Raw genomic sequence first — 25,771 nt, 5'->3', positions numbered from 1 at the left:
GTGGGGTGATTGTCACCTCGTCCGATCATCAGTCAGTTCCAGTTCCAGTTCCAGTCCCAGTTCCAGTCCCAGTTCAGTTCTGTTCGGTCCGGCTAGCAGCGAGGGTCTTTCATGCGAGTGCGCGAAACGCGGGTGCGCAAAGCCCTGGCCCTCACCGTCGTCCTCCTCGCCACCGCCGCGCCCTCCGCCGTCGCGGACATCGGGACCGGCGGCGGTGCCCGACCCGCCCCCGCGCTGCCCTCCCGCGCACACGCCACCTGCGGCGACGGCAAGAGCCCGGCGTTCCCCATCGGCGCGCGCATCCGTGGCGGCCCCGCCGTCTACCGGGCCGGCGGCGACGCGCAGAGCTGGCTGCTGGACCTGACCAACACCACCCACGCCGAGTGCACGGCGATCCACCCCGTCATCGTCCTCACCGACCAGGCCCGGGCCCTGCGCCCCGCCCACCTGCGGATGGAGTTCGAGGCCCCCGGCGGCCCCTACCCCGTCAGCCTGGAGCGCACCGACCGTGACGAGATCATCGCCGTGTTCGACGGCGGTGACGCCTTCTCCGGCTTCTCCGTCGGCGCCGGCGGATCGGTCACCGTCAAGGTGCGCCTCGCCTTCGCCCCCGACGCCCCCCACGGCGAGGTCCTCGCCGACGCCGCCCTCGTCCAGCGCAAGGGCGAGAAGGGCGACGACGGCGACTGGGTCGGCGAGGCCGGAGGCTACCGCTTCACCGTGGAGGGGGATGAGGACGGCACGGGCGAGGCGGGTTCCCTCGCGCACACCGGACCCCGCGCCCGCGCATGGGCCTACGGGGCCGGGGCTGTCGCCGCCCTCACCGCCGGCGGCGGGCTGCTCCTCGGGTCCCGCCGCCTGCGCCGGCCGCCCGCGCGCTGATCCCCGCGCGCTGATCTCCGTACATCTGCCCCGCGTACAGTCCCCACGTGGAAGAACAGACCCAGACCCCGGCCCACCGCCCCGGCGCGCCCGTCCGCTCCGGGATCCCCGAGCACGGCCGCATCCCCAAGTACTACGCCGTCAAGGCGCACATCGCCGACCTCCTCGACGAGCTCGGCGAAGGCGGCGTGCTGCCCACCGAGCGCGATCTCGCCGAGCGGTACGAGGTGTCCCGCGAGACCGTGCGCCAGGCCCTGCGCGAGCTGCTGCTGGAAGGCCGGCTCCGCCGCTCCGGGCGCGGTACCGTCGTCGCCGGGCCCAAGCTGGAGCAGCCCCTGTCGCTCGCCAGCTACACCGAGGGCGTGCGCCGCCAGGGCCGCTGCCCCGGCCGTCACCTCATCGGCCTGGAGCGCTTCCCCTGCCCGCCCGAGCTCGCCCCCGGCATCGGCGCCGAGGCCGGGGAGCCGGTCTGGCACCTGGAGCGCGTGCTGCTCGCCGACGACGAGCGCGTCGGCCTGGAGAGCACGTACGTCCGTGTCGCCCGCGCGCCCCGCCTCGACGTCGATTTCCAGCCGGACTCCTCCTTCTACGGCTACCTCCACGACAGCCTCGGCATCGCCTTCGGGGACGCCGACGAGAAGCTGGAGACGGTCCTCGCCACCCCCCGCGAGGCCCTGCTGATCGGTACCCCGCCCGCGCTCCCGATGCTGCTCATCCACCGCTTCTCCCGGGACCAGGACGGCCGGCCGCTGGAGCGGGTGCGTTCGCTCTACCGTGGTGACCGGTTCAGCTTCACGACCCGTCTGCGGCCCGAGTAGCCCTCCGGAACTCCCCCCACACCGCATGAAAACGGACCTCTCCACATCACGGAACGATAACGGGTCTAGTCCAAGCGTCGGGGGCTGTTCACCGCCCCGTCGCCGGACGGATCCTCGAGGGTCACGGACCACCGCCACCTTGGACGGCGTGAGAGTCATAGTCGTCGGAGGCGGCGTGGTCGGTACCATGCACGCCTGGCAAGCAGTCCAACGCGGCCACGAGGTCGTCCAGATCGAGCGCGAGGCCGAGGCCCGCGGCGCGTCACTGCGCAATTTCGGCCAGATCTGGGTCAGCGGCCGGGCCGGGGGCGAGGAGCTCGACACCGCCCTGCGGGCCCGGGAGCTCTGGGAGCGGATCGGCGCGGAGGTGCCCGGCCTGGGCTTCCGCGCCATCGGCTCCCTCACCCCCGTACGGAACGCCCGCGAGTACGCGGTCGCCGAGGCGGCCACGGCCCGCCCCGACGCCGCCGCCCGGGGCTACGAACTGGTCACCGCGGCCGAGGCCCGGAAGATCAACCCCGCCCTGCGCGGAGCCTTCGAGGCCGCCCTGTGGTGCGAGCGGGACGCGGCCGTCGAACCGCGCACCGCCCAGCTCCACCTGCGCGAAGCCCTCCGGGCCTCCGGCCGCTACACCTTCCTGCCCGGACGCGAGGTCCGCGAGGTGACCGGCCCCGGCGCCGTCCGCGACGACCACGGCGACGTCCACCGCGGCGACGCCGTCGTCCTCGCCACCGGCGCCTGGCTGTCCGGCCTGGTCCGCGAGCTGGTCCCCGACCTGCCCGTGCGCCGCGTCCGGCTCCAGATGATGCAGACCGCCCCGCTGGGCGAACCGCTGACCACCTCCGTCGCGGACGCCGACAGCTTCCGCTACTACCCGGCGTACAAGTCACCGGCCCTCGACGCGCTCAACGCCGAGCAGGCGCAGGCGCCCGTCGCCGCCGCGCACAAGATGCAGCTGCTGATGGTCCAGCGCCAGGACGGCGGACTGACCATCGGCGACACCCACGAGTACGAGCACCCCTTCGCGTTCGACACCCTCGAAGACCCCTACGAGCACCTCACCGAGGTCGTCGAGTCCTTCCTGGGCCGCCCCCTGCCGAAGATCAGGCACCGCTGGGCGGGCGTGTACGCGCAGTGCACCGACACCACCCGCGTCGTCCACCGCCAGCAGGTGGCCGACGGCGTCTGGCTGGTGACCGGACCCGGCGGCCGCGGCATGACCTGCTCGCCCGCCATAGCCGAGACCACCGCGAACGAACTGGGCTGGTGAACACCATGACCGACACCACCGACACCACCGATACGACCGACCGCAACAGCGACAAGAAGCTGATCGTCCTCGACATGGCCGGCACCACCGTCGCCGACGGCGGCCTCGTCGAGCGCGCCTTCGCCCGCGCCGCCGCCCACCTCGGCGTCGAGCCCGGCAGCGCCGACCACACCGCCAAGCTCCAGTACGTCCGCGACACCATGGGCGAGTCGAAGATCTCCGTCTTCCGCCACCTCTTCGGTACGGAGGAACTCGCCCGGCGCGCCAACTCCGCCTTCGAGCAGGCCTACGGGGAACTCGTCGACGGCGGCCTCGTCGCCCCGCTCCCCGGCGCCCGCGAGACCATCGAGAAGCTCCGCGCCGACGGCCGTACCGTCGTCCTCACCACCGGCTTCGCCCGCGTCACCCAGGACGCCATCCTCGACGCCCTCGGCTGGCAGGACCTCGCCGACCTCACCCTGTGCCCCGCCGACGCGGGCGGCCGCGGCCGCCCCTACCCGGACATGGTGCTGGCCGCCTTCCTGCGCACCGGCGCCGTGGACGACGTACGCCACACCGTCGTCGCCGGAGACACCGCGTACGACATGCTCAGCGGCAACCGCGCCGGAGCGGGCATCGTCGCCGGCGTCCTCACCGGGGCCCACGACGCCACCGCGCTGACCGGGGCCGGCGCCACCCACGTCCTCGGCTCGATCGCCGAACTCCCCGCCCTGCTCACCGCGGAGCCGGTGTGAGCGGCATCCGCTTCGACTCCGTCTCGGTCGCCTACCACGGCACCACCGTCCTGGACTCCCTCGACCTCACCGTCGAACCCGGCGAGGTCATGGCCCTCCTCGGCCCCTCCGGCTCGGGCAAGACCACGGCGCTGCGCGCGGTCGCCGGTTTCGTCCGGCCCGTCTCCGGCCGGGTGCTGATCGGCGGCGAGGACGTCACCGGGCTCCCGCCGCACAAGCGCGGCATCGGCATGGTCGTCCAGCAGTACGCGCTGTTCCCGCACATGCGGGTCGAGGACAACGTGGCCTTCGGCCTGCGCGCCCAGAAGGCACCCAAGGCGGAGATACCCGCCCGGGTCACCGAGGCCCTGGAGATGACGGGGATGGCCGCCTACGCCCGGCGCTACCCCCGCGAACTGTCCGGCGGACAGCAGCAGCGCGTCGCCATCGCCCGCGCCCTCGCCATCCGCCCCGGCGTCCTCCTCCTGGACGAGCCGCTCTCCGCCCTCGACGCCCAGCTGCGTTCCGGGATGCTCGCCGAACTGGCCCGGCTGCACCGCGAACTGCCCGAGGTCTCCATCCTGTACGTCACCCACGACCAGGTGGAGGCCCTCTCCCTGGCCGACCGGATCGCCGTCATGGACCGGGCCCGCCTCCAGGACTGCGGCACCCCGCAGCAGCTCTACCGGGCGCCGCGCACCGAGTTCACCGCGTCCTTCGTCGGCAACGCCAACCTGCTCCCGGTGACGGTCGCCGAGGGCGGCGCCCTGTTCGAGGGCCGCCCGCTCACCCTGGACCACGGGCCCGCCGCGCCGGGCTCCGCCGCCACCCTGTGCGTACGCCCGCACCTGCTCGGGCTCGGCGAGGGGCCGAACGCGCTGCGCGGCACGATCGCCGAGGTGCAGTGGCGCGGCTCGACGCACCGGCTCTACGTCGACGTCGCCGGGCACCGCGTCAAGGCGGACCTCCCCGAGCTGCGCGAGACGCCGGCGCTGGGCGACGAGGTGACCCTGCACTTCGAGCCGCGCGACGCGGTGCTGCTGGCCGCCGGGGTGTCGGATGCCTGACGCCTCGCGGCGAGCCGCCACCCGAACCCCGGCCCCTGCGCAGCCCCCGGCCCCTGTGCAACCCCCGGCCCCGGACGCCGTCCCGCCCCAGGCCAAGGTCCCGGCCCCCGCCGCCCCCGCCCCGGCGGCCCGCCCGGCCCGAGCCCGGCCCGCCCCGCGCCGCCCCCGCCGGGGGCCGGCGTTGCCGCGCGGCGTCTGGGCCGTGCCCCCCGTCGCCGTCCTCGCGCTGGTGTTCCTCTACCCGCTGGCCCTCGTCGTCCAGCAGTCCTTCAGCCCCGAGAACGGCGGCGGCGCCTTCGACGCGTACTCCTCCGTCTTCGCCTCCACCGCGTTCCGCGAAGCGCTCGGCACCACCGTCTGGCTGGCCGTCGGCGCCACCGTCGGCTGTCTCGTCCTCGGTTTCGCGCTCGCGCTGGTCATCGCCTTCGTGCCGTTCCCCGGAGCGAAGGCCGTCGCCAAGTTCATCGATGTCTTCCTCTCCTTCCCCTCCTTCCTCATCACCCTCGCCCTCCTCTTCATCTACGGGACCGTGGGCATGGCCAACGGCGTCTGGACGGACTTCTTCGGAGTCTCGGAGGGCCCCTTCCACTTCCTGGCCACTCCCTGGGGCGTCCTGCTCGCGGAGATCACCTACTTCACGCCGTTCGTGATGCGCCCGCTGCTCGCCGCCTTCTCCCAGCTGGACACCGCCCAGCTGGAGGTCGCGGCCGGACTCGGCGCCCGCCCCGCCCGGATCGTCCGGCAGGTGATCCTCCCCGAGGCCCTCCCGGCCCTCGCCGCCGGCGGCAGCCTCGTCCTCGTCATGTGCCTCAACGAGTTCGGGATCGTCCTGTTCACCGGAGCCAAGGACGTCACGACCCTCCCGATGCTCGTCTACGGCAAGGCCATCCTCGAATCCGACTACGCGGCCGCCTGTGTGGTCGCCGTCGTCAACATCGCGATCTCCGTCGGCCTGTTCGGCCTCTACCGGGTGGTGGGCAAGCGTGCTGGTGCATAGCAAGAGCGGCCGCTGGGCCGCCTGGGGCCTCTTCGGGATCCTCTTCCTGCCCCTGTTCGCGCTGCCCCTGCTCGTCGTGGTGGCCGCCTCCTCCTCCACCCACTGGTCCGGGGCCTTCCCCTCCGGCCCGACCACCGAGAACTACACGGCCGCCGTGCGGGGCGAATCCCTCCAGGCCCTGACGACCTCCCTGGTCACGGCCCTGGCCGCGAGCCTGCTCGCGCTGACCGTCGGCACCTGGGCGGCGCTGGCCGCGGCCGGGCTGAAGAAGCGCGGGAAGCGGTTCCTGGACGCCCTGTTCGTGCTGCCGGTCGCCGTGCCGTCCGTGGTCGTCGGCCTCGCCGTGCTCGTCGCGTTCAGCCGCCCGCCGGTGCTCCTCAACGGCACCAGCTCCATCGTCATCCTGGCGCACACGATTCTTGTCACGGCGTTCGCCTACCAGTCGGTCTCGGCCGCCATCGTTCGTCTCGACCCCGCCTACGAGCAGGCGGCGGCCTCCCTCGGGGCCCGCCCCGGCTACGTGCTGTGGCGGGTCAAGCTCCCGCTCCTGCTGCCGTCCCTCACGGCGGCCGCCGGCCTCTGCTTCGCCCTGTCCATGGGCGAGTTGAGCGCCACGATGATGCTCTACCCCCCGGACTGGATGCCCCTCCCGGTCCGCATCTTCACCGCCACCGACCGCGGCTCGCTCTTCAGCGGATCCGCCGTCGCCGTGGTCCTGATGGCCACCACCCTGCTGGTGCTGCTGGCCGTCTCCCGCGTCCGCACCAGAGCCTCGTACCGCTGACTCCCTTTCCCCGTAAGGAAGTTCCATGCCCAGCAAGCGTCTCCTGCACGTCACCGCCGCCGTCTGCGGCAGCCTCGCCCTCGCCGCCTCCCTCACCGCCTGCGGCGGATCCACCTCCTCCTCGGCCTCCTCCGACGCCTCCGGCGACACCGGCAAGGGCGGCGGGGAGAAGGTCGTCACCGTCTACAGCGCCGACGGCCTCAAGAGCGAGAAGGGCGACGGCTGGTACAACAAGGTCTTCGAAGCCTTCACCAAGAAGACCGGCATCGAGGTCAAGTACGTCGAGGGCGGCTCCGGCGAGATGGTGCAGCGCGCCGTCCGCGAGAAGACCAACACCCAGGCCGACGTCATCGTCACCCTGCCCCCCTTCATCCAGCAGGCCGACGGCAAGGGCCTGCTCCAGGCCTACACCCCGCAGGGCGCCGACAAGGTCAAGGGCGCCGACAAGGCCGCCGACGGCAAGTGGACCTCCGTCGTCAACAACTACTTCGGCTTCGTCTACAACAAGAAGGAGCTCGCCCAGGCCCCCAAGACCTGGGAGGAGCTGCTCGACGCCAAGTACAAGGGCAAGCTCCAGTACTCCACCCCGGGCGTCGCGGGCGACGGCACGGCCGTGCTCATCAAGTCGATGCACGACTTCGGCGGCAAGGAGCCGGCGATGGAGTACCTGAAGAAGCTCCAGGCCAACAACGTCGGCCCGTCCTCCTCCACCAGCAAGCTGGCGCCGAAGACCGACAAGGGCGAGCTGCTCGTCGCCAACGGCGACGTCCAGATGAACTTCGCGCAGTCCAAGGCCATGCCGAACCTGGGCATCTGGTTCCCCGCCAAGGACGGCGGCAAGCCCACCACCTTCGCCCTCCCGTACGCGGCCGGCCTCGTCACGAAGGCCCCGCACGCCGAGAACGGCAAGAAGCTCCTCGACTTCCTGCTCGGCGAGGAGGCCCAGAAGCTGGTCAGCGAGGTCGGCGGCGGCTTCCCGGCGCGCTCCGACATCAAGCCGACCGACGCCAACGCCGTCGAACTCACCAAGATCATGACCGGTGTCGAGGTCTTCGAGCCGGACTGGGCCGACATCGACAAGAACCTCACCGCCTACGTCGACGCGTGGAAGTCCGCGACCGGCAGCTGACCCGTCACCTCCCGGCCACCCACGCCCGGCAGAGTGACTTTTGTATAACGGGTCTGGACCGAAGGCCGCACCTTCGGTCCGGACCCCACGCATGTCCTGAGCAACCGCACCGCCGCACCCCCGCCCGCTCGCCTGCTCACTTGCTCCTGGAGGAGTACGTGTCTTCTGTCCTGCGCGGACGCACCCTCGCCGTGACCGCCACCGCCACGGCCCTGCTCGCCACCGCCCTCGGCGCCCACCCCGCCACCGCCGCGGCCACCACCGACAAGGTCCTCGTCATCGGCATCGACGGCGCGGTCCTCGACCGCGTCAAGGCCGCCAACGCCCCGAACCTGAACGGCCTGATGGCCCAGGGCCTGACCGCCAAGAGCACCCTTTACGCGAACCCGATGGCCGCCACCTCCTCGGGCCCCGGCTGGTCCACCATCGCCACCGGCGTGTGGCCCGACAAGCACGGCGTGAGGGACAACTCCTTCACCGGCAAGAACTACGCGGCCCACCCGGACTTCCTGACCCGCATAGAGAACGCCAAGCCGGCGCTCAACACCTACGCGGCCGCCGACTGGGAGCCCATCACCTCCACCGACCAGAACGGCCCGATCTACTCGGCCAAGGTCGACAAGCGCCTCTCCCTCAAGGGCGACCGCGACGGCTACGGCAGCGAGGACCCGAAGATCGCGGCCGCGGCCGCCGCCGAACTGCAGAACCAGAACCCGGACGCCTCCTTCGTCTACCTCGGCGAGATCGACCACGCCGGCCACAGCTCCGGCGCCGCGAGCCAGGAGTACCTCGACACCATCGCCCGCGTCGACGTACTGATCGGCAAGCTCCTCACCGCCGTCAAGAACCGCCCGACGTACGCCCAGGAGAACTGGAAGATCCTGGTCACCACCGACCACGGCCACACCGACGCCGGCGGCCACGGCGGCTCCAGCATCCAGGAGCGCGGCACCTTCGTCATCGCCAAGGGCCCCGGCATCCCGGCCGGTTCGGTACGCGACGACGTCAAGCTGGTGGACGTGGCCGCGACCGCGCTCCAGCAGGTCGGCGTCCCCACCACCGGCCTGGACGGCGTCCCGCTGAACGCCCCCGACAACGACGCCTTCGACACCCTGCGCGCGAACCTCCAGGCGCGCGTGGACGAGACGGGCATCCCCGCCTCCACCAAGGGCTTCACGCACACCCCGCCCGCGGGCTGGGCCGTCGACAACTCCAAGATGGGCACGGGCGGTGTCACCGAGTGGGCCGGATGGGCCTTCGCCACCGACGAGTTCTGGAGCCAGTCGCAGCGCGACCAGTGGCGCGAGCTGAACGTCCGCTCCCGTGACGTGTTCGCCGTCGCCGACTCCGACGAGTGGGACGACAAGAGCCACACCGGCACCTTCGACTCCACCCTGATCACCCCCAAGTGGTCCGTCACCGGCGGCACCACGCGCACCCTGGCCTTCCAGACGCACTACCGCCACGAGGCCGGCCAGACCGCCCAGGTCCTGGTCTCCTACAACGGCGGCGCCGCGACGGTCCTCAAGACCTACACCGCCGACGCCCTCGCGAAGGGCGAGTCCCTCGCCCTCCAGGTCCCGGCCGGCGCCACCGACGTCCAGGTCCGCTTCCGCTACAGCGGCACCAACAACTGGTTCTGGACCGTCGACAACGTCACCCTGGGCTGACCGGTACGCGGAGAGGCCCGCTCGTACGCCTGTCCGGGCCGTGGACGCCCGCCGCGTCCACGGCCCCCGGCCGCTAGGGTGGTACAGACCAGAGGCCCCCGAGGTCAGAGGCCCCGCAGAGCGGAGAACAGTCCCGTGGCAGAGCGCAAGCCGATCGAATCCTGGCTCACCGACATGGACGGGGTCCTCATCCACGAGGGCACGCCGATCCCCGGGGCCGATGCCTTCATCAAGCGGCTGCGCGAGTCCGGCAAGCCCTTCCTGGTCCTCACCAACAACTCCATCTACACCCCGCGCGACCTCCAGGCCCGGCTCAGCCGGATGGGTCTGGACGTGCCCGTCGAGAACATCTGGACCTCGGCCCTGGCCACCGCGAAGTTCCTCGACGACCAGCGCCCGGGCGGCACCGCCTACGTCATCGGCGAGGCGGGCCTGACCACCGCCCTGCACGACATCGGCTACATCCTCACCGACCACAAGCCCGACTACGTGGTCCTCGGCGAGACCCGCACGTACAGCTTCGAGGCCATGACCAAGGCCGTCCGGCTGATCAACGACGGCGCCCGCTTCATCTGCACCAACCCCGACGAGACCGGCCCCTCCACCGAGGGCCCGCTCCCGGCCACCGGCGCGGTCGCCGCCCTGATCACCAAGGCGACCGGCAAGAAGCCGTACTTCGCCGGCAAGCCCAACCCGCTCATGATGCGTACGGGCCTGAACGCCATCGGCGCGCACTCCGAGAGCAGCGCGATGATCGGCGACCGCATGGACACGGACGTCCTGGCGGGCCTGGAGGCGGGCATGCAGACCTTCCTCGTCCTGACCGGGCTGACCTCGCGCGAGGACACCGAGCGGTTCCCGTACCGCCCGACGAAGACGGTCGACTCGATCGCCGACCTGGTCGACCTGGTCTAGGACGGCGCAGCCCTTCCGGACGCCGCTCGGGGTCCTGCATTAGCGCGTACGGCTGACACATACGGGCCAAGAGAGCGCCGCTCCGGATGCGGGGCGGCGCGTCGCGCGTGAATCTCCTTGTTGAGGAGGTTCACCATGCGCAGTTCTCTGATCGCACTCCGTGTCGCAGGGGTGGCCGTAGCCCTGACGGCATCCGTCGCCGTGACCGCCCCCGCCGCCCTCGCGAACGAGTGGGACCGCGGAGGGGTCTCGGCGGACCCGAACCCGGCCGAACCAGGGACGCAGGTCAAGCTCCGCGTCAAGGGCTGTGACGCCGACTGGGCGGTGGCCCATTCCCCGGTCTTCGTCTCCGAGGCCCGCCTGTCCTCCGGCCGCGGCGACGGCCGGGTCCTGTTCGGCGAGGCGATGATCAGCTCGCACGCCCAGAGCGGCTGGCACGAGATCCGGGTCAAGTGCGGGGGCCGCGACGAGGGCCTGCGCGGCTCCATCGAGGTCCGCGGGCGGGGCCACCACCGCCCCGAACCGCACCACACGCCCGTCTGGCCGGTCCACGCGGGCGGCGGCGGGATGTCCGCCGAGCTCGCCGAGACGGCCCGGCTGGCGGCGGCCGCGAAGAAGAGCCACGACGACGGCCCCGGCCTGCCGCACACCGTGATCGGCGCCGTCCTCGCCGCCGCGGCCACCCTGGCGGTCGCCGGCCGGGCCCTGACCCTGCGCCGCCGCCGCAACGGCGGATGACCGGGCCCGAAGCCGAGGCCAGGGCCACCGCCGGCGGGCGGCTGCTGACGTTCGCCGCCTGGTCGGTGCTGGTGCTCGGCCTGTGGCTGTGGGGCAAGGAGATCACCGGCGTCCCGCCCGGGGCGCCCGCCGGGCAGGCCGGGACGCCGGTCGGGGCGGGGCTGCCGGCCGCGCGGGCCCCGCTGTCGGCCGCGATGCCCGCACGGCTCGACGTACCGTCCATAGGCGTCCAGGCCCCGGTGATCGCCCGGGGCCTGGACACCGAAGGAGCGATCGACCCGCCGCCCTACGAGCTTCCCGGCACGGTCGGCTGGTGGGGCGCGGGCGCGGCGCCGGGCGCGGCCGGGACCGCGCTGATGGTGGGGCACGTGGACACGAAGTCGAAGCCGGCGGTGTTCTTCGGCCTCTCCTCGGTGCAGCCGGGGGAGAAGGTCCGCGTGGCGAGGGCGGACGGGACGGTCGCCGAGTTCACCGTCGAGGACGTACGGGTCTACGAGCGCGCCGGCTTCGACCCCCACAAGGCGTACGGCCCCCGGGTGCCCGGCCGGGCGGAGCTGCGGCTGGTGACCTGCGGCGGGAGCTACGACAAGGCGGCCAAGCGGTACTCGGCGAATGTGGTGGTCTCCGCCTACCTGACCGGCGTCGGCACCCGCCCCGGCACGGCCGCCTGAGCGGCTGTCCGTACGACACGCCCCGGCACGACGAAGAAGGCCCCGCAGCTTTCGCTGCGGGGCCTTCTTCTCGTCTGTGCGCCGCCAGGGACTCGAACCCCGGACCCGCTGATTAAGAGTCAGCTGCTCTAACCAACTGAGCTAGCGGCGCTTGGTGACAGGGAAAACTCTACCCCACCTCCAGAGGTGCTCGTGACCAGCCGCGCCCGTTCTGTCCGATTAACCCATGTTTAAGGGGTTTGTCGTGCACGATATGTCTGGGCCGAGCCGCATCTGATGCCCCGCCAGATGCATGCCCGGCCGGACAGCGGACGAGCAGGGGAGTGGACGGAACCGCATGACGACGCAGCCCCCGATGCATGTGCAGATGCCTACACCGAAGGCGACGTCCATGCCGACGCCGGTCTTCGAGGAGTACGAGCCCGCGGGCGACTGCGTGTGCCTGGGGTGCGCGCAGCGGCGCCGCACCCTCGCGCGCGGGCGGGCCATACCGCTGCGCGACGGCGGGCACCCCGCCGCGCGCGGAGCCCGCCGGGCGCTGGTGCTGGCCACCGCGGCCGGTGTGGTCCTGGGCGGCGGGGGGTCGGCCGCGCTGGCGGCGGCCGGGCCGGCGGCGGGCCCCGGACCGGTGGCCCTGGACGACCCCGGAACCCCGCAGGGCGGCCGGGCCCCGCTGCACGGACGCCCCCCGGCCGGGACGCGCCCGCCGGGCTCCGCGCCGGTGGGGGCGCCGGGTGCGCCCGCGCTCGCGAAGCGCATCGACCGCACCACGATCATCAACCGGGCCAAGCTGTGGCTGGACGCCAAGGTCCCCTACAGCATGTCCGAGTACTGGACGGACGGCTACCGGCAGGACTGTTCGGGCTACGTCTCCATGGCCTGGAACCTCGGCACGAACGAATGGACCGGCAGCCTCGACACCTTCGCCACGAAGATCACCAAGGATGAGCTGCTGCCGGGGGACATGCTGCTCTTCCACAACCCGGCGGACCCCAACAAGGGCTCGCACGTGGTCCTCTTCGGCGGCTGGGTCGACGCGACGCGCACGCACTACGTCGCGTACGAGCAGACCCGCCCGACGACGCGGAAGCAGGCCACGCCGTACGGGTACTGGGAGAACGCCGCCAAGTACGTCCCGTACCGCTTCAACGGGGTGACGGGCGGGATCGTTCCCGAGGACCCGGCGCCGGGGTCCCAGCCGGGGGGAACGGCCCCCTTCCCGGGCGCGGCGAAGTTCGGGCCCGGCGCCGACAACCAGTACGTCGCCGAGCTCGGCAACATGCTCATCGGGCGGGGCGCCACCCGCTTCTACCCCAAGGGCGCGAGCACGAAGTGGACCGACGCCGACCGGCAGGCCACGGAGGCCTTCCAGCGGGCGCAGGGCTGGACGGGTGCGGATGCCGACGGCGTCCCCGGCGCGCACACCTGGCGGCTGCTGGTCCAGCAGAAGGGCAAGGACATCCCGCCGCCGCCCGAGACGGGGCAGCACGGACCCGCCGGGAAACCGGCGTATCCCGGGGCGGGGGTCTTCCGGCCGGGGAAGTCCCATCCGGCCGTCACCGCCCTCGGCCGCCAGCTGATGAAGAAGGGCTTCGGCAAGTACTACACGTCCGGCCCGGGCCCGAGCTGGAGCGAGGCCGACCGCCGCAACGTCGAGGCCTTCCAGCGCGCCCAGGGCTGGCGCGGGGCCTCGGCCGACGGCTACCCGGGCCCGGAAACCTGGCGCCGGCTGTTCGCATGACGGAGGCAACGATGCACCCCACCCACACCACATCCACCACAGGCACCTTCCACATCCCCACTCGGGCCCAGGCCGCCCCGGCCCGGCCGGTGTCCTCCGCCGAAGACCGGGCGGAACCGGCCCGGCCCGCCGGGCCCCAGGACGCGGCGCCGCCCCGCGGCCAGGCCACCACCGCCTGGCCCGGTCCCTCCGCCGAAGACCGTGCGGAACCGTCCCGGACCCGGGATGCGGCGACGCCCCAGGCCCAGGCCCGGCCCGCACACGCCACCGCCCAGACCCCGGCCGGGGCGCCGCCCCACACCCGCGCGGCGGACGCCTACTCCGCCGGGGTGGACGCCCACGCCGCGCAGTACCCGGCCGGGGTGCCGCCCCACACCCGCGCGGCGGACGCCTACTCCGCCGGGGTGGACGCCCACGCCGCGCAGACCCCGGCCTCGGTGCCGGCAGGGCACGCCTCCGGGGCCGATGTCCGGACCCGCCCGACGGCCACCGATTCCGCGTCCTGGACCGGTGGCGCGGACGGAGCGGCGTCAGTCCACGCGCCCGGGTTCGCGCACACTGCCGCGCGGGCCCGGGCCGGAGGGCCCGCCGGGCCGGAGGCCGACTCCGCCCGGGTTCCGGCGTGGTCCGAGACCCGCACCCGCGAGGCGGAACCCTCGCCGCAGCCGGCTGCCGCGTCCCGCCCCGCCGATCAGCAGCCCCACGCCACCCGCCACCCGGCGGGGCCGACGACCGCCACCCTGGCCGGTACGGCGACCCCGACCCGGTACGGCCACCCGGACCCGGCCCCCGGAACCCGCCCCATGACGCACCCGAACCACCTCACCGCCCCCGCACCCGCCGAGACCCCCTTGCGGCGCGACCGCGCCACGGAGACGCCCCCCGCCGGGACCTCGCTGCGGTCCGACCACCCCGCAGGGTCCGTCCCCGCCGAGACCCGGATGCGGACCGGTCACCCCGCAGGGTTCGACACCGCCCGGGCCTCCGCGCACCCCGCCGGGGCTGCCGCGCGGGCCCGGGACGGGTGGTCCGCCGGGCCGGAGCCCGGGGCCGGACAGCACCTCGCCGGGCCGGAGATCCCGTCCCCGGGCGTGGCCCCCGAGGCGGACGCCGCCGGGCCCGCAGCCCGGGTCCGCGCGGCGGAGGCGGCTGTCCCCACCCGGATCCGGGACGGGCGGCCCGCCGCAGCCGAGGCCGGGGTTCCGGCCCCGGGCGCGCCCGCACGGGTCGCCGCCGTGACCCGGATCCGGGACGAGTGGCCCGCCGGACCGGAAGCCGGGGCCGGTCACTCCGCCGGTCAGCAGAGCCCGGCGGGCCACCCCGCCCGGGCCCGAGCGGCCAGGGCGCCCGAGCCCGCGCGGCCCGGGTCCCCCGCCGCGTCGGAGAGCCGGGCTGCCGAGCCCGTATGGGCCGGCCCGGGAGGTCACCCCGCCGCGCGTGCCCGGGGCGGAACGGACGGCTCGGACGGTCATGCCGCCGAGCACGGCCGCGGCGGATCGGACGGTCGGCGTGCCGAGCCGACGTACGCCGGATCGCCCGCCGCGTCGGAGAGCCGGGCTGCCGAGCCCGCCCGGGCGGGTTCGGACGGTCGGGTGGCCGGGCCCGGTTGGGCCGAGGTGGCCGCCGTGTATTCCGGCGGGTCGGACGGTCGGTCCGCACGGGCCGGGACGTACGCCGGGTCTCCCGGCCCGGCGGAGGGTCGCGCCGCCGAACCGGCGTGGGCCGAGGCCGCCCGGCCCGGGTCGGACGGTCGTGCCGTCGAGCGCGCCCGGGCCGACGGGGCCGATGAGGCCGGCGTGTGGGCCGGGGCCGACGGGCCGGGGGCTGCGGGCCCGGCGGAGGTCGGGGTCGCGGGGGGTGACGTACCCGCCGGGCCACGGCAAGGGCGGTGGGTCGACGTCGCCGAGGCGGTGCCGGCCGCGCGGGCCCAGCCCGACGGGCTCTGGCCCGCCCCGCCGCCGGGCTCCGGCGTGCCCGAGCTGGACCCCCCGCCGCCGGGCTCCGGCGTGCCCGGGCCCGGGGTCGCCGAGATCGTCGCGCAGGCCGTCGCGCGCGGCATGGACCCCGCGCCCCCGGCGGACGACGACACCCAGGACCTCCGCCAGGTCGGGCCGCGGCGCGGCGCGGCGGTCACGGACGTCCCGGTGCACCTCCCGTTCCGCGCGCACCCGCAGCCCCCCGCGGCCCCCGCCCCGCGCGCGACCGCCCCCCGCCCGGCCAGGGCGCCGGCCGGGCGCCGGGTCCCGCGGGGTGACGACCGGCTGCGCGAGCACCGCGGCCCGGTGCTGCCCGGCTGGATCGCCGTACTGGTCGGCGGCCTGGCCTTCACCGGCTGCGCGGCCGTCATGTGGCGGGCCGGGGCCGTCCCCGCGACGCTGGTGGCCGCCTTCGGGGCGAGCCCCCGCGCCTACCACGGGCTGCGCGCCGCGCACTGGCCCCCGCTGGCCTTCCTCGGTGTCGTCGCGCTGCTCGCGCTCGGCGGTCTCGGCCGTGCCAGGGCCGGTCACGCCTGGGTGCTGACCCTCTTCGGGCGCTACCGCGGCACGGTCCGGCGTACCGGCCTGACCTGGATCAGCCCGCTCCTGCTGCGCCGCCGCGTCGACGTGAGGCTGCGCCACTGGCGCAGCGAGCCCATGCCGGCGGTGGATTCCGGCGGGCTCGCCCTCCAGGTGGTCGTGCAGGTCGTCTGGCAGGTGAAGGACACCGCCCGGGCCACCCTGGCCGTGGAGGACCACACGGAGTACCTCGCCGAGCAGGTGGAGTCGGCGATGGCCCGGGTGCTGTCCCAGCTCCCGGCCGACGCCTTCCACGAGGACGCCCCGACCCTGCGCGACGCCGAGGCCGTCGGCGACGCCCTGACGCGGATGCTGGCGGCCGAAACCGAGGCGGTCGGGGTCGAGGTGTTCTCCGCGCAGCCCACCCGGATCGAGTACGCCCCGGAGGTGGCGGAGGCCATGCGCCGCCGCCGGGTCGCGGCGATCGACGCCAAGCACCGGGACACCGTGCTGACCTCGGTCGTCGACGCCGTGGACGACACCGTCCACCGGCTGACCTCGCGGGGGATCGTGGAGCTCGACGACTACGAGCGCAAGGCGCTGGTGAAGGACCTCACCGTCGCCTTCTACACCGGGCGTGGTGATCAGTAGCACCAGCAACAGCCGTACCAGGGAAACGGGTGGCCGGTACTGACCGGACCACCCGTTTCCCCATTGGTATAGACATGGCCAACTCGCGTCAATACTGTGGGACTTGGTCTAGACCTGAAGGTCATCCCCACGCGTGCGCACGCTCTCGTCCGACTCCCCCCACGTCCAAGGAGCATCATGCGTCTCTTCCGCATGCCCGCACGCCCGTCCCACGGCGCCGGGCCCGCCGACCCCGCCACCCCCGCCCGGCCCCACCGCGGCACCCGCCCGCTGCGCGCCGCCGCGCTCGGCCTCGGCGTCCTCGCCGGCGCCACCCTGATCGGCGCCCCCAGCGCCAGCGGCCACGGCTACACGGACACCCCGATCAGCCGCCAGAAGCTCTGCGCCAACAAGACCGTCGCCGACTGCGGCCCCATCCAGTGGGAGCCGCAGAGCGTCGAGGGCTTCAAGGGCTTCCCGGCGGCCGGGCCCGCCGACGGTCAGATATGTTCCGGCGGCCACAGCGAGTTCGCCCAGCTCGACGACCCGCGCGGCGGCACCTGGCCCGCGACCCGGGTGACCTCCGGCCAGAGCTTCGACTTCCGCTGGCAGTTCACCGCGAACCACTCCACCACCGACTTCAAGTACTACGTCACCAAGACCGGCTGGGACCCCACCAAGCCCCTCACTCGGGCCTCGCTCGACCCCCAGCCCTTCCTGGTCGTCCCCTACAACGGCGGCCGTCCCGAGATGACCACCATCCACCGCGGCGCCATGCCCGCCGGCAAGGCCGGACGGCACATGATCCTCGCGGTCTGGACGGTCAACGACACCCCGATGGCCTTCTACTCCTGCTCCGACGTTCAGTTCTGACGCCACGTCAGCTAACCTCCGGCGGCATGCGGACGACGACTGCACCCGAGACCGTCGCGGAACTCATCGCGTGCCAGTGGGGCGACCACCGGCCGGGACTGAAGCACGGGGCCGGACCCGGGGCCGACACCGGCCCGGCCGCCGTGCTCAGCGCGGCCACCGTGCTCAGCCCGGCCACCGTGCTCAGCCGCCACCGCACCGCCCAGGAGTCCGCCGCCCGGGCCGCCCTGCTCGTCGACCTGCTCCCGCCGGGCGCGCACCCGCACGTGGGGGTGCTGCTCGACAACACCCCCGAGTTCCCCTTCTGGCTCGGCGCGGCGGCCCTCGCCGGGGCCGCCGTCGCCGGGATCAACCCCACCCGGCGCGGCCCCGAGCTGGCCCGCGACATCCTGCACACCGAGTGCCGGATCCTCGTCACCGAACCGGCCCACCTGCGCCTGCTGCGCGGCCTCGACCTGCCCGGCGTACGGATCCTGGTGACCGGGACCGAGGAGTACGCGGCCCTGCTCGCCCCGTACGCCGCCGCGAAGCCCGGCGAGGCCGTCGTCGGCGGGAGGCCGCCCGGGCCCGACTCCCGCTTCCTCCTCTACTTCACCTCCGGCTCCACCGGCGCCCCCAAGGCGGCCGTCTGCAGCCAGGGCCGGATCGCCGCCGCCGGGCACTCCCTGGCCCGCCAGTTCGCGGTCACCCCGGACGACGTCCACTACATCTGCATGCCGCTCTTCCACGGCAACGCCGTCATCGCCGACTGGCTGCCCGCCCTCGCCGCCGCGGCCCCCGTCGCCCTGCGCCCCCGCTTCTCCGCCTCCGCCTTCCTGGACGACGTACGGGCCTACGGGGCCACGTACTTCACCTACGTCGGCCGGGCCGTCCAGTACCTCCTGGCCACCCCCGCCCGCCCCGACGACCGCGACCACGCCCTGCGCCTCGGCTTCGGCACCGAGGCCGGAGCCGTGGACGCGGCCCGCTTCGCGGAGCGGTTCGGGGTCCGCCTCGTCGAGGGCTACGGGGCCACCGAGGGCGGGGCCTCCGTCCAGCGCACCCCCGACACCCCGCCCGGGGCCCTCGGCCGGGCCGGGGCCGGCGACGACCTCGCCGTCGTCGACCAGGAGACCGGCCGCGTGTGCCCCCCGGCCCGGCTCGACGCCGAGGGCCGCCTCCTCAACGGCTCCGAGGCCATCGGCGAGCTGGTCAACCGCGGCCGCAGCCTCTTCGAGGGCTACTGGCGCAACCCCGAGGCCGAGGCCGCCCGCACCCGGGACGGCTGGTACTGGACCGGCGACCTCTTCTTCCGCGACGCCGACGGCTTCCTCTACTTCGCCGGACGCACCGACGACCGGCTGCGGGTGGACAGCGAGAACCTCGCCGCCGCCGTCATCGAGAACATCCTGGCCCGCTGGGACCGGGCCGCGGCCGTCGCCGTCTACGCCGTCCCCGACGAGGTCGCCGGGGACCAGGTGATGGCCGCCCTCGCACTGCGCGACGGCGCCGCCTTCGACCCCGGGGCCTTCGCCGCCTTCCTCGCGGCTCAGCCCGACCTGGGCACGAAGATGAGCCCGCGCTATGTCCGCGTCCTGGAGGCCATGCCCGTCACCGCGACGAACAAGGTCCACCGGGTCGCCCTGCGCCGGGTCGCTTTCCTCCCCAGGCCCGGCGAACCGGTCTGGCACCACACCCCCGCCGGCTACCGCCCGCTCGAGGCTCCCGACCTGGCCGCCCTGCTGGCGCTCTACGACGCGCAGGGCCGCCGCCCCCTCCTCGAGCCCCGCGGGTAGCGGCCGCGTAGCGGGCGGTAATGGTTTTGAGCACCCCCCGGGAGCAGGTAGTATTTTCTTTGTCAGGCGCCGCTAGCTCAGTTGGTTAGAGCAGCTGACTCTTAATCAGCGGGTCCGGGGTTCGAGTCCCTGGCGGCGCACCTGTACTTCGGGCGGTTTCCGGTTCACCGGGAACCGCCCGAAGTGTTTTCCGGCCATGGTCACGCTCACCGGCCATGGCCACTCCGGTCAGAGGGTGAGCGACAGCAGCAGCGGTGCGGCCTTGCGGTTCAGGGTGTCGGCCGCGGCGCGCAGCCGGTGGGCGTGCTCGACCGGCATCGACAGGGCCAGGCAGCCCACCGCGGCACCGGCCGTGATCGGTACGGCGGCGCAGACGGTGCCCACCGCGTACTCCTGGAGGTCCAGCATCGGGACCGTCGCCGGCTGGCTGTCCAGCTTGGAGAAGAGGATCCGCTCGTTCACGATCGTCTTCGAGGTGAGCCGGGCGATCTTGTGCCGGGACAGGTGGTCGCGCCGCGCGTTCTGGTCGAGCTGCGTCAGCAGACACTTGCCCACCGCGCTGGCGTGCGCCGCCGAGCGGAAGTCCACCCACTCGTGCACCTTCGGGGTGCGCGGGCTGTCCGCGAACTGGGTGATGCGGACCTCGCCGTCGACGTACCGGCTGATGTAGACGGCCGCGCCGACGGAGTCGCGCAGCCGGTCCAGGGTGTCCTGGAGCTTCTCCTGGAGCGCCTGCTGCCGGTCGATCCCGGAACCGAGCAGGACGAGTGAGTCCCCTATGGCATAGGCGCCGTCGGAGACCTGCAGGACGTATCCCTCCCGACGCAGCATGAGCAGCATCGGGGCGAGATGCACCGCGGGCAGGCCGGTCTCACGCGCGATCTGTACGTCGGTCACACCACCGGTGTGCCGCGAGATCGTTTCGAGTACGCGCAAGGCGTACTGCACCGAGTGGAACGGCGCGGTCGGCTCGGGCTTCAGCGCCACGGTTTCCCCCTACCAGGTTGTTACCGCTTGCCCTACCACGATAGCCATCAAGAGGCCCACGTGGAGCGTCTGTTGAGGAGATTGATGGCTTAATCAAGTCCCCCTGCCTGGATCTACTCGTGTGGCATATGCCACCGGCACGCGCGGAGCCCGCTCTGCCGGGAATGCCCGGGAGGGGCCCACGGTTCGACCTTTTCGTACGTACGTCGAACGAGGCGCACGCGGCGCCGGAAGGCGCACGAGCTGAACGGGACGGGAGCGACGATGAGCGACACCGGGGACGCGGGCCTGCACACGGGCCGGGGCGACGCGCAGGGGCCGGACGGGGTGGACCCGAGAGGCCAGGCCGGCCCGGCGGATCCGGTCCGCGGCGCCGCCCGGGGCGAGGCGCCGGTGCCGCTGTCGGTGCTCGACCTCGTCACCGTCGGCCAGGGCGGCACCGCCGGCGCCTCGCTGCGCACCAGCGTGGAGATCTCCCGGCTCGCCGAGTCCCGCGGCTACCACCGCCACTGGATAGCCGAGCACCACTCCATGCCCGGGGTCGCCAGTTCCTCCCCGGCCGTGATCCTGGCCCACCTGGCCGCCCACACCACCCGGATCCGGCTCGGCTCCGGCGGGGTCATGCTGCCCAACCACGCCCCGCTGGCCGTGGCCGAGCAGTTCGGCACGCTGGAGGCCCTCGCCCCGGGCCGCGTCGACCTCGGGCTCGGCCGCGCGCCCGGTACCGACGGGCGCACGGCGGCCGCGCTGCGCGGGCCCGGGCGGCTCGACGAGGCCGCGGACGGGTTCCCCCGGCAGCTCGCGGAGCTGACCCGCTTCCTCGACGACGACTTCCCCGACGGGCACCCGTACGCCCGCGTGCACGCCGTCCCCGGCCCGGTGCAGGGCCCGGCCGGGCGTCCGCCGATCTGGCTGCTGGGCTCCTCCGGCTTCAGCGCCCGCCTCGCGGGGGAGCTGGGCCTGCCCTTCGCGTACGCCCACCACTTCTCCGCGGCCGGCACCCTGCCCGCGCTGGACCTCTACCGGGAGAGCTTCCGGCCCTCGGCGGTGCTGGACGCCCCGTACGCCCTCATCGGGGTCTCGGCGCTCGCCGCCGACACCGTCCAGGAGGCCCGCGCGCAGGTGCTCACGGGCGCGCTGTCGATGCTCCGGCTGCGCAGCGGCCGGCCCGGGCTGGTCCCGACGCCCGAGGAGGCGGCGGCGTACCCCTTCACCCCGCTGGAGCGGGAGTTCGTGGACAGCTGGACCGCGAACATCGTCCACGGCACCTCCGACGAGGTCCGCTCCGGGCTCGACGCCCTGGTGAAGCGGACCGGCGCCGACGAGCTGATGCTGACCGCCAACGCGCACAGCGGGGCGGCCCGGCTGCGCTCGTACGCGCTCGTCGCAGATGCGTACGGGATGCCGACGGAGGGATCGATTCCGGCTTGAGCGAAGACGAACGGGGTTTGGCTGGTTTGTTGCCGAAAGCTTGCCGAAGCATGGCCTAAGAGAGCCTTAAACCGCTCGTCACCCGGGGTGGCGGGCGGTTTCTGATGTGCGTTCAGGTCTCTGACGAGCGGATTTGGCCGTCGAGTGGTCTAGTCCTTCTTTGGTCCAAACCATTGACTGGGGCCTCCCGTGATCGCTATCACTTCTCTCACCTGAAGCTGATGCTCTTACCTCCCACCCCCCGGAGGCAGTTCATGCACATCCGTAAACCCCTCATCGCTGCCGCCGCCACGGCCGCGCTGGCAGCCGGAGCGCTGGCGACCTTCGCGGGACTCGGGACCGCGCAGGCCGCGCCCGTCTCGCCCACCGGGAGCAGCGGCGGCGTGAAGATCGCCTATTACGACCAGTGGAGCGTGTACGGCAACGCGTTCTACCCCAAGCACCTCGACACCCGGGGCATGGCGGGCAAGCTGGACGTGATCAACTATTCGTTCGGCAATATCCACCCCACCAACCTCACCTGTTTCGAGGCGAACAAGGCGGCGGGTGACGACAACAACCCCAACGCCGGTGACGGCGCGGGCGACTCGTACGCCGACTACCAGAAGTCCTTCAGCGCGGCCGACAGCGTCAGCGGGGTCGCCGACAAGTGGGACCAGCCGATCGTGGGCGTCTTCAACCAGTTCAAGCAGCTGAAGGCCAAGTACCCCCACCTGAAGATCAACATCTCGCTCGGCGGCTGGACGTACTCGAAGTACTTCAGCGACGCGGCGAAGACCGACGCCTCCCGCAAGAAGCTCGTGTCCTCCTGCATCGACCAGTACATCAAGGGCAACCTGCCGGTCGAGGGCGGCTACGGCGGCCAGGGCGTCGCGGCCGGGATCTTCGACGGCATCGACATCGACTGGGAGTACCCGGGCTCGTCCGGCGGCCACCTCGGCAACCACTACGCCCCCGAGGACAAGCAGAACTTCACGCTCCTGCTCAAGGAGTTCCGCGAGCAGCTCGACGCCTACGGCCAGGCCAACGGCGGCAAGAAGTACATGCTGACCTCGGCCCTCCCGGCCGGCCAGGACAAGATCAAGTACATCGAGACGGACAAGATCGGCGCGTACCTCGACTACGCGAACATCATGACGTACGACATGCACGGCGCCTGGGACTCCGACGGCCCGACGTACCACCAGTCCCCGCTGTACTCCCCGGCCGGCGACCCGACCGACCCGATCGCCCCGGGCACCCAGAAGTACAGCATCGACAACGCCATCGACTCCTGGATCGACGGCAACCCGGCCTACGGCATCACCGGCGGCTTCCCCGCCAACAAGCTGACCCTGGGCTACGAGTTCTACTACCGCGGCTGGAAGGGCGTCCCCGCCGGGGCGAACAACGGCCTCGCCCAGAGCGCGACCGGTGCCTCCGGCGCCCGTCCCACCAGCCAGCAGGCCGGCATCGCCAACTACAAGGAGCTCGGCGGCATCGTCGACAACCCGGCGACCACCTACTGGGACGACCAGGCCAAGGCCTCGTACTTCTACAAGGACGGCGAGTTCTTCACCGGCCTGAACCAGAAGTCCGTCCAGGCCCGGGTCGACTACGGCAAGCAGCGCGGCCTGGCCGGAGCGATGATGTACTCCCTCCTCGGCCTGGACAACAGCACCACGCTGCTGAACCAGATCTCGGACGCCCTGGGCGGCGGCACGCAGCCGCCGACCACCCCGCCGACGACGCCTCCCACCACGCCCCCGACCACCCCGCCGACCACGCCTCCGACGACGCCGCCCACCACGGGCTGCGGCAGCCTCCCGGCGTACGTCGCGGGCACGGTCTACACGGGCGGCACGGAGGTCTCCCACAACGGCCACAAGTGGAAGGCCCAGTGGTGGACGCAGAACGAGGCGCCCGGCACCACCGGTGAATGGGGTGTCTGGAAGGACCTCGGCGCCTGCTGATCTCCCCCCACCCCGCGCCGAGCGCAGGCCCGCCCCGCCCCCCTCACACGAGGGGGTGCGGGGCGGGCCCGTCGGCGCGTGCGGCCACCTGCCGGCTGATCATCGCGGCGATCTCCCCGGGGGCCACCGCGCGGGAGTACAGCCACCCCTGGCCGGTGTCGCAGCCCACCCGCCGCAGCCGGGCCGCCTGGCCGGCGGTCTCCACGCACTCGGCGGTGACGGTGAGCCCGAGCCGGTGCGCGAGCTGGACCATGGCCTCGACGATGGTCTCGTCGGCCGGGTTGGGGTGGGTGCCCTCCTCGTAGCGGAAGCCGCGGACGAAGGAGCCGTCCAGCTTCAGCACGGACACCGGGAGCCGGCTCAGGTAGGCCAGGTTCGAGTACCCGGTGCCGAAGTCGTCGATGGCGATCCGCACGCCCATGTCGCTCAGCGCCTGAAGGGCCTGCAGGGGCCGTCCCGCCGAGCCCATCACCGCCGACTCCGTCAGCTCCAGCTGGAGCAGCTGCGGGGCCAGCCCCGTCTCCGCGAGGATCTCCGCGACGTCGCCCACCAGGTCGGAGTCCCACACCTGGCGCACGGCCACGTTCACGGAGACGAAGACCGGGGAGTCGCTGGGCTGTTCGATCTGCCAGCGGCGCGCCTGCCGGCAGGCGGTGCGCAGCACCCACTGCCCCAACTGCACGATGGAACCGTCCTCTTCGGCGATCCCGATGAACCGATTCGGCGTCAGCGTGCCGAACTGCGGATGGCTCCAGCGCACCAGGGCCTCCACCCCGCGCAGCGCCCCGCTCTCCAGGTCCACCAGCGGCTGGTACTCCAGCTCGAACTCGCCCCGCTCCACCGCCGGGCGCAGGGTCGAGGAGAGCGCCTGGCGGGTCATCCGGTGCGCGTTGCGCTCGGGGTCGAAGAGGGTCCAGCGGGCCTTGCCGTCCGCCTTCGCCCAGTACAGCGTCGTGTCGGCCGCCTGCATCAGCCCGGTCGCCGAGGTCCCGGCCGCGTCCCGCTCGACGACGCCGATGGACGCGGACACCGACAGCCGCTGCCCGGCCAGGTCGAAGGGCTCCTGTACGGCGGCCAGGACGCTCCGCGCCAGGTCGGTGAGCTGCTCGGTGCCGGTGGACTCCTCGACCAGCAGGGCGAACTCGTCGCCGCCGAGCCGGGCCACCAGGTGCCCGCCCGTGCGCCCGTACCCGGACTGGTCGGCGCACTGCGTCAGCCGGGCGGCGACGGCGGTCAGCAGCCGGTCCCCGACCCGGTGGCCCATGGTGTCGTTGACGGCCTTGAACCCGTCGAGGTCGAGGTAGCACAGGCCGATCCGGCCCGTGCCGCCGCCGGGCCCGTACGCGGAGGCCTCCAGGGCGGCGGAGAGCCGCTCGAAGAACAGCGCCCGGTTGGGCAGCCGGGTCACCGGGTCGTGCATCTGGAGGTGGCGCAGCCGGGCCTGGAGGTCGCGCCGGTCGCTGATGTCGGCGACCGACAGCAGGACCTCCCCGGTGCCGGGGACGGGGCCGAGGGTGACCTCGGTCCACAGCGAGTGCCCGTCGGGGTGCTTGAGGCGGCGCGTGCAGCGCAGCCGGGCCTGCCGCCCGCGCAGCACCTCCTGGTACGCCTGCCAGGTGCGGGCCTCGGCGGCCAGGTCCACCAGGTCGGCGGCGCACTGCCCGGCGAGGGAGCGCGGCTCGGCGCCGAGGAGGGCGGCGAGGGCGTGGTTGGCGGCGATGACGTCGCCGTCGCGGCCGACCACGGCCATCGCGAGGTGCGCCGCGTCGAAGGCGGCCCGGTAGTCGCGTGGTCCGTCCGGCACGACCGGCACCGCTGTGTGACGCTCCGTAAGGGCCGGTCGGATGCTGTCGGCCGCCGAACCGGTTCCCTCTGAGGTTCCGCTCACCGTTGGCTCCCGCAGTGTTCGTGAGTGTCCGTGCAGGAAAGTGTGCCGATCATAGAGGCTGCCGGGAGGCCCTATCCAGCCACGTCGCCGTGTGGTGCACGGTCCGTCGGCGTGATGACGCCGTGCTGACGCTCTACTGACGGGGTGTCGACCCACGGCCGGGCGATCGTTTCTGCGCGGCTGTGAGCAGGTGGAGGCCGCATCCGATCCCGGGTGATCGATCGTGACGTTCTGTAGACACACGCGTGAAGTGCCGGGGTCACCGGGTTGCCGTACCGCTCACTCGTGTGGGGCACCGGAACAGGACATTAGTAAGACAAGCGCCTCAAGGTGGACTGGAGGGTA

Annotated in this window: 19 protein-coding genes, 2 tRNA genes and 1 pseudogene; 19 read left to right on the top strand and 3 right to left on the bottom strand. The window is 73.2% G+C overall.

Annotation, left to right across the window (positions count from 1 at the left end; all coding sequences use genetic code 11):
* The first annotated feature begins 111 nt into the window (after positions 1 to 111).
* The 12 genes from OOK31_RS31625 (at position 112) to OOK31_RS31570 (ending at position 11,654) form a co-directional block, all read left to right on the top strand.
* A complete protein-coding gene (locus tag OOK31_RS31625) occupies positions 112 to 882 on the top strand; it encodes a hypothetical protein (protein WP_267090797.1) in 771 nt (256 codons plus the stop codon).
* A gap of 47 nt (positions 883 to 929) precedes the next feature.
* Positions 930 to 1,700 (top strand): GntR family transcriptional regulator, encoded by a 771-nt coding sequence (locus OOK31_RS31620; RefSeq protein WP_267090796.1) that lies wholly within the window; start codon positions 930 to 932, stop codon positions 1,698 to 1,700.
* A gap of 148 nt (positions 1,701 to 1,848) precedes the next feature.
* Entirely contained in the window at positions 1,849 to 2,970 is a 1,122-nt protein-coding gene (locus OOK31_RS31615; RefSeq protein WP_267090795.1) for a TIGR03364 family FAD-dependent oxidoreductase, read from the top strand.
* A gap of 5 nt (positions 2,971 to 2,975) precedes the next feature.
* Positions 2,976 to 3,704: a phosphonatase-like hydrolase gene (locus OOK31_RS31610; RefSeq protein ID WP_267090794.1), complete on the top strand. Its 729-nt coding sequence runs from the start codon at positions 2,976 to 2,978 to the stop codon at positions 3,702 to 3,704.
* Entirely contained in the window at positions 3,701 to 4,750 is a 1,050-nt protein-coding gene (locus OOK31_RS31605; protein WP_267090793.1) for an ABC transporter ATP-binding protein, read from the top strand. Before OOK31_RS31610 ends, OOK31_RS31605 begins: the two co-directional genes overlap by 4 nt.
* A 55-nt stretch (positions 4,751 to 4,805) precedes the next feature.
* Entirely contained in the window at positions 4,806 to 5,747 is a 942-nt protein-coding gene (locus OOK31_RS31600) for a 2-aminoethylphosphonate ABC transporter permease subunit (RefSeq protein ID WP_267090792.1), read from the top strand.
* Entirely contained in the window at positions 5,734 to 6,531 is a 798-nt protein-coding gene (locus OOK31_RS31595; RefSeq protein WP_267090791.1) for an ABC transporter permease, read from the top strand. Before OOK31_RS31600 ends, OOK31_RS31595 begins: the two co-directional genes overlap by 14 nt.
* Before the next feature lie 25 nt (positions 6,532 to 6,556).
* Positions 6,557 to 7,660 (top strand): 2-aminoethylphosphonate ABC transporter substrate-binding protein, encoded by a 1,104-nt coding sequence (locus OOK31_RS31590; RefSeq protein ID WP_267090790.1) that lies wholly within the window; start codon positions 6,557 to 6,559, stop codon positions 7,658 to 7,660.
* A gap of 158 nt (positions 7,661 to 7,818) precedes the next feature.
* Positions 7,819 to 9,330 (top strand): alkaline phosphatase family protein, encoded by a 1,512-nt coding sequence (locus tag OOK31_RS31585; protein WP_267090789.1) that lies wholly within the window; start codon positions 7,819 to 7,821, stop codon positions 9,328 to 9,330.
* A gap of 135 nt (positions 9,331 to 9,465) precedes the next feature.
* On the top strand, positions 9,466 to 10,245 hold the full coding sequence (locus tag OOK31_RS31580; RefSeq protein WP_267090788.1) for an HAD-IIA family hydrolase: 780 nt from the start codon (positions 9,466 to 9,468) through the stop codon (positions 10,243 to 10,245).
* Between the two features lie 135 nt (positions 10,246 to 10,380).
* Positions 10,381 to 10,983, top strand: coding sequence for a hypothetical protein (locus OOK31_RS31575; RefSeq protein WP_267090787.1), 603 nt, complete (start codon positions 10,381 to 10,383; stop codon positions 10,981 to 10,983).
* A complete protein-coding gene (locus OOK31_RS31570; RefSeq protein ID WP_267090786.1) occupies positions 10,980 to 11,654 on the top strand; it encodes a class F sortase in 675 nt (224 codons plus the stop codon). The genes OOK31_RS31575 and OOK31_RS31570 overlap by 4 nt, the downstream gene beginning before the upstream one ends.
* A gap of 77 nt (positions 11,655 to 11,731) precedes the next feature.
* On the opposite strand, the gene OOK31_RS31565 is transcribed toward OOK31_RS31570, so the two are convergent.
* A tRNA-Lys gene (locus OOK31_RS31565) sits at positions 11,732 to 11,805 on the bottom strand.
* Between the two features lie 240 nt (positions 11,806 to 12,045).
* On the opposite strand from OOK31_RS31565, the gene OOK31_RS31560 reads away from it, so the two are divergent.
* From OOK31_RS31560 to OOK31_RS31540, 5 genes and pseudogenes are all read left to right on the top strand, one after another.
* Positions 12,046 to 13,395 carry a peptidoglycan-binding protein gene (locus tag OOK31_RS31560; protein ID WP_267090785.1) on the top strand — a complete coding sequence of 450 codons (1,350 nt, stop codon included), beginning with the start codon at positions 12,046 to 12,048 and terminating at the stop codon, positions 13,393 to 13,395.
* 2,252 nt (positions 13,396 to 15,647) lie between these two features.
* Positions 15,648 to 16,541: pseudogene (locus OOK31_RS31555) on the top strand (SPFH domain-containing protein); the annotation flags it as partial.
* Between the two features lie 177 nt (positions 16,542 to 16,718).
* Entirely contained in the window at positions 16,719 to 17,393 is a 675-nt protein-coding gene (locus OOK31_RS31550; protein ID WP_267090784.1) for a lytic polysaccharide monooxygenase, read from the top strand.
* 26 nt (positions 17,394 to 17,419) lie between these two features.
* Positions 17,420 to 19,168 carry an AMP-binding protein gene (locus OOK31_RS31545; RefSeq protein ID WP_267090783.1) on the top strand — a complete coding sequence of 583 codons (1,749 nt, stop codon included), beginning with the start codon at positions 17,420 to 17,422 and terminating at the stop codon, positions 19,166 to 19,168.
* Between the two features lie 66 nt (positions 19,169 to 19,234).
* A tRNA-Lys gene (locus tag OOK31_RS31540) sits at positions 19,235 to 19,308 on the top strand.
* Between the two features lie 88 nt (positions 19,309 to 19,396).
* On the opposite strand, the gene OOK31_RS31535 is transcribed toward OOK31_RS31540, so the two are convergent.
* Positions 19,397 to 20,155: an IclR family transcriptional regulator gene (locus OOK31_RS31535; protein WP_267090782.1), complete on the bottom strand. Its 759-nt coding sequence runs from the start codon at positions 20,153 to 20,155 to the stop codon at positions 19,397 to 19,399.
* Positions 20,156 to 20,419: 264 nt separating this feature from the next.
* Here OOK31_RS31535 and OOK31_RS31530 point away from each other — a divergent pair, with 264 nt between their 5' ends.
* Together OOK31_RS31530 and OOK31_RS31525 are read left to right on the top strand one after the other, a co-directional pair.
* Positions 20,420 to 21,586 (top strand): LLM class flavin-dependent oxidoreductase, encoded by a 1,167-nt coding sequence (locus OOK31_RS31530; RefSeq protein WP_267090781.1) that lies wholly within the window; start codon positions 20,420 to 20,422, stop codon positions 21,584 to 21,586.
* Positions 21,587 to 21,840: 254 nt separating this feature from the next.
* Positions 21,841 to 23,538 carry a glycosyl hydrolase family 18 protein gene (locus OOK31_RS31525; RefSeq protein WP_267090780.1) on the top strand — a complete coding sequence of 566 codons (1,698 nt, stop codon included), beginning with the start codon at positions 21,841 to 21,843 and terminating at the stop codon, positions 23,536 to 23,538.
* A 43-nt stretch (positions 23,539 to 23,581) separates the two neighbouring features.
* Here OOK31_RS31525 and OOK31_RS31520 read toward each other — a convergent pair whose 3' ends face one another.
* Positions 23,582 to 25,462, bottom strand: coding sequence for a bifunctional diguanylate cyclase/phosphodiesterase (locus OOK31_RS31520; RefSeq protein WP_267090875.1), 1,881 nt, complete (start codon positions 25,460 to 25,462; stop codon positions 23,582 to 23,584).
* Positions 25,463 to 25,771 lie beyond the last annotated feature (309 nt).

Source organism: Streptomyces sp. NBC_00249 (genome assembly GCF_026342355.1).
In the GTDB taxonomy this organism is placed as follows: domain Bacteria; phylum Actinomycetota; class Actinomycetes; order Streptomycetales; family Streptomycetaceae; genus Streptomyces.
Note: the sequence above shows the minus strand (reverse complement) of the source record. Positions and strands in the feature narration are given on the sequence as shown.

Excerpts from the sequence above, each read along its gene's own strand:
- OOK31_RS31625 (WP_267090797.1), top strand. The coding sequence starts at position 112 with ATGCGAGTGCGCGAAACGCGGGTGCGCAAAGCCCTGGCCCTCACCGTC.
- OOK31_RS31610 (WP_267090794.1), top strand. The coding sequence starts at position 2,976 with ATGACCGACACCACCGACACCACCGATACGACCGACCGCAACAGCGAC.
- OOK31_RS31590 (WP_267090790.1), top strand. The coding sequence starts at position 6,557 with ATGCCCAGCAAGCGTCTCCTGCACGTCACCGCCGCCGTCTGCGGCAGC.
- OOK31_RS31575 (WP_267090787.1), top strand. The coding sequence starts at position 10,381 with ATGCGCAGTTCTCTGATCGCACTCCGTGTCGCAGGGGTGGCCGTAGCC.
- OOK31_RS31570 (WP_267090786.1), top strand. The coding sequence starts at position 10,980 with ATGACCGGGCCCGAAGCCGAGGCCAGGGCCACCGCCGGCGGGCGGCTG.
- OOK31_RS31560 (WP_267090785.1), top strand. The coding sequence starts at position 12,046 with ATGCCGACGCCGGTCTTCGAGGAGTACGAGCCCGCGGGCGACTGCGTG.
- OOK31_RS31550 (WP_267090784.1), top strand. The coding sequence starts at position 16,719 with ATGCGTCTCTTCCGCATGCCCGCACGCCCGTCCCACGGCGCCGGGCCC.
- OOK31_RS31545 (WP_267090783.1), top strand. The coding sequence starts at position 17,420 with ATGCGGACGACGACTGCACCCGAGACCGTCGCGGAACTCATCGCGTGC.
- OOK31_RS31530 (WP_267090781.1), top strand. The coding sequence starts at position 20,420 with ATGAGCGACACCGGGGACGCGGGCCTGCACACGGGCCGGGGCGACGCG.
- OOK31_RS31525 (WP_267090780.1), top strand. The coding sequence starts at position 21,841 with ATGCACATCCGTAAACCCCTCATCGCTGCCGCCGCCACGGCCGCGCTG.